Annotated in this window: 12 protein-coding genes and 1 pseudogene; 5 read left to right on the top strand and 8 right to left on the bottom strand. The window is 70.6% G+C overall.

What is annotated here, in order from left to right; genetic code table 11:
* Window positions 1-35 precede the first annotated feature (35 nt).
* Window positions 36-314: an RNA polymerase sigma factor gene (locus IEX69_RS05300; protein ID WP_174604464.1), complete on the bottom strand. Its 279-nt coding sequence runs from the start codon at window positions 312-314 to the stop codon at window positions 36-38.
* A gap of 103 nt (window positions 315-417) precedes the next feature.
* On the opposite strand from IEX69_RS05300, the gene IEX69_RS05295 reads away from it, so the two are divergent.
* Window positions 418-777 carry a hypothetical protein gene (locus tag IEX69_RS05295; protein ID WP_157127201.1) on the top strand — a complete coding sequence of 120 codons (360 nt, stop codon included), beginning with the start codon at window positions 418-420 and terminating at the stop codon, window positions 775-777.
* A gap of 11 nt (window positions 778-788) precedes the next feature.
* Here the strand turns inward: IEX69_RS05295 and IEX69_RS05290 are convergent, their stop codons facing one another.
* From IEX69_RS05290 to IEX69_RS05285, 3 genes and pseudogenes are all read right to left on the bottom strand, one after another.
* Window positions 789-1,379: an aminoglycoside adenylyltransferase domain-containing protein gene (locus IEX69_RS05290; RefSeq protein ID WP_157127200.1), complete on the bottom strand. Its 591-nt coding sequence runs from the start codon at window positions 1,377-1,379 to the stop codon at window positions 789-791.
* Between the two features lie 38 nt (window positions 1,380-1,417).
* A pseudogene (locus IEX69_RS21190) lies at window positions 1,418-1,498 on the bottom strand (nucleotidyltransferase domain-containing protein); the annotation flags it as partial.
* 199 nt (window positions 1,499-1,697) lie between these two features.
* A complete protein-coding gene (locus tag IEX69_RS05285; RefSeq protein WP_085020043.1) occupies window positions 1,698-3,716 on the bottom strand; it encodes a DUF262 domain-containing protein in 2,019 nt (672 codons plus the stop codon).
* 133 nt (window positions 3,717-3,849) lie between these two features.
* On the opposite strand from IEX69_RS05285, the gene IEX69_RS05280 reads away from it, so the two are divergent.
* The 3 genes from IEX69_RS05280 to IEX69_RS05270 all read left to right on the top strand — a co-directional run bounded on the left by IEX69_RS05280 (window position 3,850) and on the right by IEX69_RS05270 (window position 7,627).
* Complete coding sequence (locus IEX69_RS05280) at window positions 3,850-4,623, top strand: hypothetical protein (RefSeq protein WP_085020042.1); 774 nt, start codon at window positions 3,850-3,852, stop codon at window positions 4,621-4,623.
* 102 nt (window positions 4,624-4,725) lie between these two features.
* Window positions 4,726-6,561: a glycoside hydrolase family 15 protein gene (locus tag IEX69_RS05275; RefSeq protein ID WP_174604463.1), complete on the top strand. Its 1,836-nt coding sequence runs from the start codon at window positions 4,726-4,728 to the stop codon at window positions 6,559-6,561.
* A 7-nt stretch (window positions 6,562-6,568) separates the two neighbouring features.
* Window positions 6,569-7,627, top strand: a complete 1,059-nt coding sequence (locus IEX69_RS05270) for an FUSC family protein (RefSeq protein ID WP_229756234.1) — start codon at window positions 6,569-6,571, stop codon at window positions 7,625-7,627.
* Window positions 7,628-7,653: 26 nt separating this feature from the next.
* Here the strand turns inward: IEX69_RS05270 and IEX69_RS05265 are convergent, their stop codons facing one another.
* Genes IEX69_RS05265 through IEX69_RS05255 form a run of 3 tightly spaced genes read right to left on the bottom strand, consistent with a single transcriptional unit; the run spans window position 7,654 to window position 10,120 of the window.
* On the bottom strand, window positions 7,654-8,829 hold the full coding sequence (locus IEX69_RS05265; RefSeq protein ID WP_085020041.1) for a substrate-binding domain-containing protein: 1,176 nt from the start codon (window positions 8,827-8,829) through the stop codon (window positions 7,654-7,656).
* 59 nt (window positions 8,830-8,888) lie between these two features.
* A complete protein-coding gene (locus tag IEX69_RS05260) occupies window positions 8,889-9,365 on the bottom strand; it encodes a cupin domain-containing protein (protein ID WP_085020040.1) in 477 nt (158 codons plus the stop codon).
* A complete protein-coding gene (locus IEX69_RS05255; RefSeq protein ID WP_085020039.1) occupies window positions 9,365-10,120 on the bottom strand; it encodes a cysteine hydrolase family protein in 756 nt (251 codons plus the stop codon). Before IEX69_RS05255 ends, IEX69_RS05260 begins: the two co-directional genes overlap by 1 nt.
* 169 nt (window positions 10,121-10,289) lie before the next feature.
* Here IEX69_RS05255 and IEX69_RS05250 point away from each other — a divergent pair, with 169 nt between their 5' ends.
* The gene (locus IEX69_RS05250) at window positions 10,290-10,988 is read left to right on the top strand and encodes a GntR family transcriptional regulator (RefSeq protein ID WP_174604462.1); all 699 of its coding nucleotides are present in this window, start codon (window positions 10,290-10,292) and stop codon (window positions 10,986-10,988) included.
* Between the two features lie 42 nt (window positions 10,989-11,030).
* Here IEX69_RS05250 and IEX69_RS05245 read toward each other — a convergent pair whose 3' ends face one another.
* A complete protein-coding gene (locus IEX69_RS05245) occupies window positions 11,031-12,191 on the bottom strand; it encodes a SpoIIE family protein phosphatase (protein WP_157127197.1) in 1,161 nt (386 codons plus the stop codon).
* Window positions 12,192-12,195: the final 4 nt, after the last annotated feature.

Here is a 12,195-nt window from a genome sequence, read left to right as displayed (position 1 = left end):
TCCCAGACGGGCTCATCGGTGATCGGATAGGTGCGCTAGCGTGACCGCGACCTGGCCAGGTTCGCCGCGTGGTTGCGGCAGGTCACGAGCAGCCACGGCAGGGCCGACTCCCCGGACAGCGCGATCCGGTCCGCACCGCGCCACGCCGTCACGAACGTGTCCTGCACGACGTCGTCGACGTCGCTGGGGCTCTCGACGAGCGCCCACGCGTAGCGGATCAGCGTCCGGGAGTGCTTCTCGACCAGAGCACGCATCCCGGACTGAGAGCCGGCTGCGATCTGTCGCAGCAGCTCCCCGTCGCTCGTCTCGTCCACGGATCGATCACCCCCTACTCCTGGAATGTCCGGCAGGGGCATCCGTGTGACAGCGTTCCCGAAAAAGGAAGCCGCGGACACGATATCGGGGGAGGGTGGAGGGATGCGCTGCATCACCTACGCGGGAGAGACCGTGACCACGACCGACGACGTCGCCGCCGTGCTCGTCGAGCTGACGGCGGCCCTCGCCAACCGCGGCAAGGCCGAGTCGGTCGACATCCCGATCATGCTCGACGACGGCGGTGGGCGCAGCGACGCCGAGCTCGTGATCGGGGTGGGCAACGACGTGCTGTCGGTGGCGGAGGACTGGGACGGTCCGCAGCCCGACTTCTCCGAGGCCGCGGATCGGCTGCAGCGGATGCTCGACGACCTCAAGCCCAAGGCGGTCGCGTACACGATCCCCGACGGGGCCGACAGCAGCGACCCCTACGGCGACTTCGACGACCCGAGCGAGCGCCCGTAGTCGGAGGGCTCCTAGCCGGCGCGCCGGCGCACCTCGTCGCGGGCCCAGAGCGCGAAGTCCTCGGCGATCGGCACGAGCACCGGATCGGCGGCGCCCGAGATCGGGTCGAACGGATGCAGGCGGTACCCGATCGAGGCCGACAGCAGTGGGCGGAAGCGGGCCGGCACGATCAGCGACCGGGCCCACTCCGCCGCCTCGACCTTCCCCGTCACCGTGCCGGTGGCGGCCGTCCAGAGCAGACGGCACAGCGTGAGCACGGCGTAGGGCTGCGCCCATCCGTCGTCGAGCACGTCGGGGTCGTCGAGGATCCATGCGCTCTTGGCCTCCGCCTGCTCCACCGTCTCTCGCCGGAGGTCCGAGGCGGCGACCGCGGGCACAAGCGTGTCGGCCCGCGCGCCGACCACCGCCACTCCCGAGTCGCGGAGCACCCACCGGGCGTTCCACGTGTCGTCGTGGCGCGACCGCTCCATCGTGCGGCTGCCGCGGTCGACGTACAGCCACGGATGCGCACCCACCCGGTCGCGGAGGGCGGCGGAGGTGGTCCAGCTCCCCTCGACGCGACGCGCCCACCCCTCGGGCCGCAACGGCAGAGCTGCGTGCAAGGTACGGCGGCCTGCTCCTGCTCGGGCGAGAGCGCCTGCGCCGAGACCACCAGGACGTCGACGTCGCTCGCGAGGTCACCCCATCCCAGCGCGAACGACCCGGTGAGGTAGACGCCCACCAGGTCGGCGCCCAGGGCCGCCTGAGCACCTTCCCTCAGCGCGACCAGGACGCCGAGAAGCGACCGGCCCTCCGTCTCGCCGAGCTGCTCGTCGAGACTGCGACGGAGCGCGGCGAGCTGGATCACGTCCGCTGACCCTACTCCGCTCCGGCCAAGCGCGAGAGACCCGCGAGAGACCCGCGAGAGACCCGTGAGCGGCCTACATGACCTCGCCGATGTAGCTGTACTTCACGAACACCTCGGAGGCGAGCCCCGCCTCGGCGAGGAGCCCCTGCACCGCGAGGAGCATGTACCGCGAGTCCCAGCCCATGTAGAGCCACGTGTCGGCATCGAGGGAGTCCCACTGGCCGTTCCACGCCTGGGCGTCGTAGACCGGGCCTCCCCGGCGGGCGCTGTACCGCTCGACGGCAGCGCGGTCGTCGGCCCAGAGCCGCTTGAACACCCGGTTGAAGAGGTACTTGACGTCGTAGACCTCCCAGTGCTCGCCGCGGTACTCGACGTAGTCCCACTCGCGTTCCCAGCCGCGCGGCCATCCCCGGCGGGGGATCGCGTCGAGGATGGGCGTGAGGTTGTCGTCGTCGATGTCGACGGCCAGCGGACGGCGCCACAGGCGCACGAACGCCGCAGCGAGCTCCTCCGTGCGGGCGGAGAGAGCCGCCGTGCCCCACGCCTCGACGTCGGCCAGGGCGGATGTCGAGGGGATGGCGCTCCGCGCGTACAGCGGGCGCTTCTCGGGGAAGGACCGGTCGGCGGCGCGCTCGGCGAGCCCCTCCTCGATCAGGGCGAGGTTGCCGAGGGTCTCCGCCAGGGCGCGGTGGCTGTTCTGCTCGTCCTCGGTGTACTCGGCCCACTCGCGGGCGCCGTCGCCCGTCCAGGAGTCGCCGGGGGCGAGGGGGACGATGTGCTCGATCTCCAGGTCGGCGAGGCTGTCGACCCCCGCGAGACGCCCGAGCACGTAGAGCGGATGCGGCAGCGCCCCGTACTTCAGCGCCACGCGCACACGCTCGTCGGAGGGCGTGATCCGCGCCATCGCCCGCTGCAGGGCGGCGGCCCCGTCCGACCCCGCACGAGCCCGGCAGAGCCGCGCCACGAGCCGTTCCGTCGGGACGCCCACGACCGTGCGGCGAAGCAGCAGGGACTGCACGTCCTCGAGCGTCCGGATGAGGTCGTCACGCGACAGCGAGCCCTGTGTCCACTCGAGGTACGCGCGCATGACGAGGGGGTACATCCCCCGCCCGAAGACGTTGAGGTAGGCGAGCTGGCGGGCGATCTCCGCATCCGGGGCCTGCATGGGATCGAGCAGGATGCGGTAGACGTCCGAGTAGGAGCGCCACTGCCCGGCGTGCGCCCGCAGGGTGGCGAGATCCAGACGCGGGAACTCCTGCCGGAAGGCGTCGTAGACGCCGCGTCCGCCGGTGAGGGCGACCTCGCGTCCCGTCGTCATGACGAGGTAGTGCCGCCAGAACCCGGCGATCTGCTCGCCGGTGTTCTGCTCGATGGGCAGCCAGTAGGTCTCCTCGATGTCGCTCTGCTCGGCGTGCGTGAGGCCCATGAGCACGTAGTTGTGGATGAGCTCGTGGTCGCGGAGCGGCTCGCCGGTGGAGTTGAGGCTCTCGAAGATCTGCTGCGCGTTGGCGTCGGCGCCGAGGGTGATCGCGACGTGCTCGAGCTTGTTCAGGCCCCGCCAGATGCGCGGCACCTCCTCCAGCCGGATCTGGCTGCGGAAGAAGGCGTAGTTGTCGTCGAAGCGGGAGTCGCGCAGCTCGTCGTCGGCGCCGCGGCTGTCGAGCACGACGCTCTCGAACACGTCGGCCCAGGCGCGGTGCGGCCGCAGCTTCGTGCGGCGCGGATCGGAGGCGCGCACCAGCACGCGCTCGAGGTCCGCGGCCAGCGCGGGGTCGGTGGCACGGACCGTGTGGTGCAGCGCCGCGACGAGGAGCATCAGAGTGGTGATGCGCTGCTGTCCGTCGATGAGCACGAGCTCGGCGTCGGACTCCGAGGCGGCGGTCCCTCGAGTCGAGAGGATCGATCCGAGGAAGTGCCTCTGGCTGTCGTCGGTGTCGGAGACGGCACGGATGTCGGCGAGCAGCTGCTCGCATCCGCCGATGTCCCAGCGGTACTGCCTCTGGTAGACGGGGACGACGATGCTCGTCTCGGGCGCGGAGAGCCAGCGGATGGTGTTGACGGCCGTGGCGTCGACGTTCGTGGCGGTGCTCATAGCGGTCTCGAGCCTATCGGGCGCACTCGGCGTGGCCTCTCGGACAGCGTTCATCCGACGCTGTTAGGCTGCCCTTACCTGGGCCTGTAAAAACTTCGCTCGCCCTCCAACCGAAAGGTCATGGTTCACACCCATGGGTTACATCACCTCCGAGCTCCTCGAGGAGACCGGTTACGTCGTGCTCGACTCGTACGACCAGCCGATCGATCCGAAGGAGTGGCTCGACATCGAGTACGTCGACTGGAAGTCCTCCGGCGACACCCGGTTCGCTCCGCTCGCCTCCGCCAAGGGCGAGATCGAGTGCAACGGCTTCTGGAACCACAAGCCGCCGCGCACCGACAAGGACGGCGTCTGGATCGACTCGCAGACCGCGATCGCGCCGACCCTCACCGCCCGCGCCAAGGAGCCGGGTTCGAACGTGGGGCGCTGCCGCGTGATCGAGCTGCAGCCGAACACGTACGCCGACGCGCTGTACAACCTCCACCAGGACGACAACAACCGCCTCAACCCCGACGGCACCGGCTGGGTCGTGCGGTCGTTCTTCAATCTGACCGACGACAAGGACAGCTTCTTCGTCCTCCGTCACAACCGCACCGATCCGTCGGGCGAGACCCGCATCGCGCTGCCCGCCGGTGCTCAGCTGGTCATCGACACCCAGCGCCTGTGGCACGCTGCCGCCCACTTCGGCGACGAGCCGCGCTACTGCCTCATCACCTCGTGGGAGTCCGGCCCCGAGCTCGACGCCTACCTCGAGAAGTACCACGCGCGGAAGCACGTCGACAGCGTCGAGGTGCCGCAGGACGTGCTCGACGCCGGCCAGGCCGAGCAGTCCCGCCGCATCGCCGCCCGTGAGGCCGCTCTGCGCGCCCGCGGTCAGCAGGAGAAGCTGGCGATGAGCGAGGCCTAGGCCACCGCATCCCCTGAGCACCCCCAGAGGGGCGTTCCCACCACCGGTGGAGCGCGTCCCCTGGGGGTGCTCGTCTGTCCCGGCCCGCGTAGGTTCATACAGGTGAATGCAGGCGGAGCGCTCGAGCGTCAGGACGGATACGCGGACCTCAGGGGCTACGCCGGGATCGGCGACGGGCGCACCGTCGCCCTCGTGGCCCGTGACGGACAGATCGACTGGCTCCCCATGCCCGCCCTGCACACCCCGCCCGTCTTCGCCGGGATCGTGGACGAGCGAGACGGCGGACGCCTCGAGCTCCGCCCGGTCGACGCCTTCGAGTCGACGCGCGAGTACGTCGAGGGCACCAACGTGCTGCGTACCACGTTCACGACGGCGACCGGGACGGCGACGGTGACGGATGCGCTGGTCACCGGCGTCGCGGGGCGCCTGCCCTGGACGGAGCTGGCACGCCGCATCGACGGCGTCGACGGGGAGGTCGCGTTCGAGTGGGCCGTGATCCCGGGCAACACCTTCGGGACCGAGCCCGTCCAGCGCCTCGACACCCTGCACGGTCCGATCCTGCGCGCCGCGAGCATCGACCTCGTGCTCGTGGGCTTCGAGCACGGCCGCACGGACCCGCACGAACCCGGCGACGGCTTCCCTGACGGCCCGCTGGAGTTCCGGGGCGCGTTCACGACCTCTCCGGGCTCGCGGCACCTGATCGCCGTGTGCGGGACGGACGACGAGCCGATCCACGTCCCCGATCCGAGGATCGTGGATCGCGGCATCGACCGCACCATCGCGAACTGGCAGCGCTGGTCGGAGGAGTTCGACTACGAGGGTCCGTGGCGGGAGGCGGTGCAGCGCAGCGCGCTCGCGCTCAAGCTCCTGATCTTCTCGCCCACGGGCGCGATCGCGGCGGCGGCGACCACGGGCCTGCCGGAGGACCTCCGGGGCGGCAAGAACTGGGACTACCGCTTCGCGTGGGTCCGCGACCTCGCGTACACGGTCGGCGCGCTCACCCGATACGGGCTGCGCGAGGAGCCGCACGCGGCGGTGTCCTGGGTGCTCAAGATGCTCAAGGAGTACGGCAACGACCTGCAGATCTTCTTCGCCCTCGACGGCTCCCTGCCCGACGGCGTGCACGGGACGAAGTCGGAGGGCTGGCGCGGCATCGGTCCGGTGCACGCGGGGAACCCCGCCGCCGGTCAGCTCCAGCTCGGCGTCTTCGCCGACGTGATCGGGATCATGCTGCACTACGTCGAGTCGGGCAACATCCTCGACGAGCGCACCAGCGAGCTCATCGTCGCCTACGCCGACCACGCCTGCCGCACGTGGCCGAAGAAGGACTCCGGGATGTGGGAGCTGCCGAAGAAGCGCCACTACGTCACGAGCAAGATCGGCTGCTGGAAGGCGCTCACCGACGCGCTTCGGCTCTACGAGCTGGGCGAGATCAAGCCCACCGACGAGGACGTCGAGATGTGGCGGAAGAACAAGGGACTGCTCGAGGAGTGGCTGGCGACGAAGGGATGGTCCGAGAAGAGGGGCGCCTACACGATGTGGCCGGGCAGCAAGGACCTCGACGCCTCCTTCCTCCTCCACGTCGCCGAGGACTTCGGCGATCCTGCGCGTACGCGCAGGACGGTCGAGCGCATCCGCGACGAGCTGGCGGTGGGGGAGCAGGTGTACCGGTACACCGGCGTGGACCGTGAGGAGGGCGCGTTCGTCGCCTGCGGCTTCTGGCTGGTGCAGGCCCAGGTCTGGCTGGGCGAGCTCGAGGCGGCCGAGGCCCGCATGGACGCGCTGGTCGCGGCGGCGAACGATGTGGGCCTCTACGCGGAGATGATCTCGACCGAGACGGGCGACTTCCTGGGCAACCTGCCGCAGGGCCTCAGCCACCTCGCCCTGGTCGACGCGGCCTCCGCCTATGACAACGCCACGCGTCGGGGTGAGGAGTGATCGAGCGGTGAGCAGGAGCCCGTTCCTGACCGGGCTGGGGGCCTGGACGCTCGACCTCGTCCGCGTCGGCCCCGCACCGCATCCACGCTGGCCGATCGCGACCCAGGCCGCGCTGGCCATGGCCCTGCCGGTCGGCCTCTTCACCGTGGTCGGCCAGCCGCTGGTGGGGCTCCAGGCCGCGGGCGGCGCCTTCACCGCGCTCTACCTCGCCTCGGCCACCGTCCGGGAGCGGGCCAAGGCGCTGCCGCTCGTCGGAGTGCTGCTGCTGGCGTGCGCGGCGGCCGGGACCGCGGCGGCCGCGGATCCGACGGCCGTCCTCCTAGGGCTCGTCGCGGTGACCGTCGTCTCGTCGGCGCTCGCGTACGCGTTCGCGCTCGGTCCGCCGGGGCCGGTGTTCTTCGTGCTGGTCTACGGGATGGCGACGACCGTGACCGCGGCCGTCGACGGGGCGCGGCGCGTCGAGCCGCTCGCCTTCCTCGCCGCCTTCGCCGTGGGCTGCCTCCTCGCCTACGCCGTGGCGGTGGCCCCGCTGGTGGTGCCCGGTGTGCGGCGGCGCCCGGCGCGGGCGCTCCGTGCACTGCTGCCCGGACCGCGCCTGAGCCTGGACGCCCGGCTCCTGCTCGTGCGCGTCGTGATCGTCGCGGTGGCCGGCACCGTGCTCAGCGCCCTCTGGGTCGACCAGGAGCGGGTCTACTGGACCGTCTGCTCGGGTGTGGCGGTGATCGGCCTGAGCGCCGGACGCCGGACCGCGATGCTCCGGGGGAGCCAGCGCTTCGTCGGCACCGTGGTCGGGGCCGGGCTCTTCGCGCTGATCGCCCTGGTGTCGATCCCCGCTCCACTGCTGGCGCTCGTGCTGGCCGCGCTGCAGTTCCTCATCGAGCTGGTGGTGGTGCGCAACTACGCGCTGGCGCTGGTGTTCATCACGCCTCTCGTGCTGCTCATCTCCACCGCAGCGGTCCCGGGAGCCGATCCCGGCGGGCTCGCGTCGGAACGCGTGGTCGACACGCTCCTCGGGGCGGTGCTCGGCATGCTCACCGCCTTCATCCATCCGCGCCAGGATCGCTGAGCAGACGCGATCCCGGCGCGGAGTGGCTACTTCGTCAGGGAGATCGACGGATCGATGAACTCGTTCGTGTAGATGTCGCTGACGGTGAGGCCGTCGGCGGGCGGGGTGCCGAGGCTGTCGAACACCGGGACGATCTTGTCGAAGACGTCCGCGATGCGGGCGTCGTCGAAGTCGCCGACCGTGTCGTTCGTGCCGTTGCCAACGAGTCCGAGGTCGAGCTGCGTCTTCACGGAGTAGTCCGCGACGCCCTGGGAGTACACCCAGCCGGTGTCATAGTCCTGGACGAGCTGCAGGATGAGGTCGATCGCGGGCTGAGGGTCGGCGTAGTAGTCGACCTCGGCCTGCTGCATGACCGGTACGAGCGCCTTGAGGCAGTCGGAGTACTGGTCGACCTTGTCCGCACGCACGGACACGGCGCCGTAGTAGATCGGATAGCCCAGGTCGTTGATGAGCGTGTACTTCACGGGCTTGCCCCAGCTCGAGACCTCGTTCTGGTAGATGTAGGGCTCCGCGGAGGCGAAGCCCTGCTGGGCGTCCTTGCCTCCGGCCGCCACGAAGGAGGCCGGCGTCCCGTCGTACGAGCCGTCGGTCTGCTCCCGGGGGATGATCCCTGCGCTCATCAGGTACTCCATGTAGGAGGAGCCCTCGAAGTAGCGGACCGTCGCGCCGTCGGCCACGACGTCCTTGATGCTGGTGGCGTCCGGGTAGGTCGCGGGATCCCACATGAGCATCGTGGGGGCGATCTCGAGCGGGGTGTAGACGGCCTTGGTCGGCATGTCCTGCGAGAGCTGGATGGCCTCGTCGGTGGAGACGTAGCCGAGCATGATGTCGTCGTCGGTGTACATCTGGCTCGAGACGGTCTGGAAGCCGATCGCGGGGCCGCCGGCGCGGATCTGGATGTCGACGCCGGTGTACTCGCCTCCCGCCATGAGCGGACCGGTGACGGTCTTGTTCTGCGAGTCGATGGTCGGGTTCGCGCCGACCATCTGGTACCAGTGGCCGTGCTCGGCCTCCGGGTTCCAGTCGGTCTGCATCACGATCGTCGACGGGCAGCCGGCGGCGGCGAGGTCGATGGACCCGACCGTCAGGTCCGACGAGGACCCGGTCGAGGCGGACGAGCCGCTCGAGCAGGCGGTCAGGGCGGCGGCCGAGACCACGGTCAGGCCGGCGGCGAGGATCAGCCGGGAACGAGGGGTGCGCATGTGTGTCTCCTACTCAATCGAGGTGCGTCGGTCGGGCGGTGCGTCGGTCGGTGCGTCGGTCAGTCGAGGGAGAGTCGTCGTCGAGCCGCGAAGACGACCGCGAGGTCCTTCTCGTCGAGAGGCTCGGGGATGCCGTTGACGACGAGGTCGTAGAAGCCCGGCATGCCCGACTCCTCGGGCTGCGAGCCCTGGTCGTTGGTCATGATGGTGATCGCGTAGAGACGATCGGTGGCCGACGTGTTCCGGATGCGGTGCACGCTGGTCGCGGGTAGCGTCAGCACGTCGCCGGCCGAGAGCTCGACGGTGTGCTCGTCGCTGAAGGCGGTCGCCTTGCCGTCGAGGATCACGAAGACCTCGACGGACTCCGGGTGGGAGTTGTCGGGCTGCGACCCCTCCGGGTCCCAGATCTCGAGGAAGACGCTCGAGGGCGATCCGTCGACGGGGCCGGTGAGCGGGATGAGCTTGACGGTGTCGCCGGCCGAGATCCGATAGGCGGTCGTGGACTCGATCGGGGTGACGGTGGGGGCCTGGGCCATCAGTGGTGTCCTTCCGTGGTGAGGGCGAGTTCGAGGTCGGCGGCGGCGACGCAGAAGCCGAAGCACTGGTCGACGTTGTAGACGGTCGCGTCGACGCAGAAGTCGGGGGAGGTGGTGGCGGACGCCTGCTCGACGAGGATGCAGTCGTAGCCGAGGCAGGCGGCGTCGAAGAGGGTGGCGTAGACGCACTGGTCGAGGTTGACGCCCGCGAAGAGCACGGTGTCGATGCCGAGGGTGCGCAGGGTCGAGTCGAGCGGGGTGTCCCAGAACCCGCTCATCCGGTGCTTGGAGACGCGGATGTCGTCGTCGCGGACGTCGAGCTCGTCGACCAGGGCGGCGCCCCACGATCCCTCCTCGAGCACCGCGGGGCTGTCGGCGTGGGCAGCGCCGATGCCGGCGCCGACGCCTTCCGGGTCGTACACGTGGATCACGTTCGGCGGCAGGTTGACCCGATCGGCGCGCGTGCCCCAGTCGAGCCAGAGGACGGGGACGCCGGCGCTCCTGAGCAGGGGCGAGAGCCTGTTGATCGGGCCGATCGCCGAGCGGGCGGCGGACACGTCGACGCCGATCGAGGCGAGCCAGCCACCGGGGTGGCAGAAGTCGTTCTGCATGTCGACCACGACGAACGCCGTGCGGGCGGCGTCGAAGCGGACCGACCCGCGTCGGGTCGCCACCTCGACGGGGGACGTGGCCGCGGCCGGCCGCACGAGGTCGGTGCGGCCGCCTTCGACGGCCCAGCGGCGCACGGCGCTCATCGGGATCCTCTCGTCTGGTGGCAGGGTCGGATGCTCGGGACGCCACGCATCCGTGGCGCATACTGGAGGAGATGCCGCCGGTCCGTCCGGCGGTAGGGCAACTGTAAGACCGGTTTATAACGATCCGGTTCCGCGCTCGTTGCGAGCGTGTTTCGAGGGAGGGTGCAGCGTGAACACCAGTCGCGCGAGACTGCTCGAGCTCTGGCGGGCGGCCGCCGAGGCGGGCACGCCCCTGCCCTCCGAGGCGACCCTCGCGGCGGAGCTCGGCGTGAGCCGGCCGACCGTCCGGGAGGAGCTGATCCGGCTCGAATCCCATGGGATGCTCACCCGGCTCCCGAGTGCGGGCACCTTCCCCAACCGGTTCGCCCTCGACATGGGACTGAGGCTCGACCAGAGCTACGAGTTCTCCGACATGCTGCGAGAAGCCGGCTACGAGCCCTCCATGGAGGTGCTGTCGGCGGGCTGGGGTGAACTGGATGCGGTACGCGCGGCGCGCCTGGACGTGCGACCCGGCACCGCCGCGTTCGTGACCGTGAAGCGCTGGAGCGCGAACGGCCAGCCCGTCATGGTCGCGGTCGACCACATCCCGGCCTCGCCCTCACGCTCGCCGGAGCCGGACGCCTCGGCGACCGTCTTCGAGCTCGTCCGCGAGCTGCGGGGGTCGACGGTGGAGTGGGAGCTCAGCTTCGTCGAGGCCCGACTGGCGGAGGACGAGGAGCGGGAGCTGCTCGGCCTGCCCGATCCGAGCAGCGTGCTGCAGGTCACGATGACCGGCATCTCGGTGCTGGGCGTCAAGCTCTACCTCGCCGAGGAGACCCACCGCCAGGGCGTCGTCCCGTACGGGCTCATCCGGACCGTTCCCCGCTGATCGCGATCGGCATAATCCGCGCCGCGGGAGCGGGGTCGTCGCTCAGTGGACCTCGACGACCACGGCCGTGACGTCGTCGTCGACGACGTGCTCCGACACCTTGACCGTCAGGTGGTCGAGGAACGCCCGCGTCTCCCGTGCGGCACGCAGGTCGTCTGCCAGCATCCGGAGGCTCTCGAGCGTGGAGTCGTAGGCGTCGAGCACGCCGTCGGAGACGGTGATGAGGAGGTCGCCGGAGGAGACGGTGAGCTCGCCCGGCTCCCACGGCACCCCCGGGGGCCGGAGCCCCAGCGGGAGGTTGTGCGAGGCCAGGCGGGTGAGCGAACCGTCCGCCGCGACGTGGAGGGTGAGTCCGTGCCCGGCGTCCACGTACTCGACCCGACCCGTCGTGGTGTCGATGGCGGCGTGGAAGAGCGTCGCGAAGGTGACGTCGAGGGCGTGCTGCGCCTCCAGCTCCTCCTCGACACGGAGGACGGCCTCGAGCGCGCCCTCGTCCTCGTGGTCGCCCGAGCCCTCGAGCAGCGCCCCGACGATGCGCTGGGCCAGCGCGCCCTGCGCCTCGCCCTTCCCCATCACGTCGGTGAGCGCCACCCGCACGCTCGATCCCGTCTGCCGCCACGCGCCCCGATCGCCGCTCACCGCACCGTACGGGATCGCGAGCGTGGACACGCTGACGTCGTCGCCGTCCACCGCGTCGAGCACGGGCGCCGACGCGCCCGGCGTCGTCCGTTGGTCGTCGAGCCGGATCTCGGCCTCGGCCCAGGCCCCCATCCGCGTGAACGCCTCTCGATCCTCGTCGCTCAGCGTCCGGGGCTCGGGGTCGAGCAGGCAGAGCGTGGCGACGGTGTCGCCGTCCTCGGTCTTCAGCGGCAGGCCGGCGTAGAAGCGGATGCCGTGCTCCGTGACGATGGCGCGGTCGGAGAAGCGGTCGTCCCTGGTCGCGTCGTCGACCTCGAGGAGGTCGTCCTGCTGCACCGTCACCGCGCAGAACGAGTCCTCCTGCGGGGTGTGCCGGAACGTGCCTCCCGCGGGCTGCGACTTCGTGAAGATCGTGGTCGAGTCGACGATGTTGACGACGGCGTGATCGACGTCGAACACGTCCTTCGCCAGCCGGGTGATCCGGTCGTAGCGCTCCTCCGGGTCGGTGTCCATCAGGCCGAGCCGCTCGACCGCTGCATCGCGCCTGTCCGCGTCGGTGGTCATGCCG

Source organism: Cnuibacter physcomitrellae, assembly GCF_014640535.1.
Taxonomy (GTDB): Bacteria; Actinomycetota; Actinomycetes; order Actinomycetales; family Microbacteriaceae; genus Cnuibacter; species Cnuibacter physcomitrellae.
This window is presented reverse-complemented; position numbering and strand designations above follow the sequence as displayed.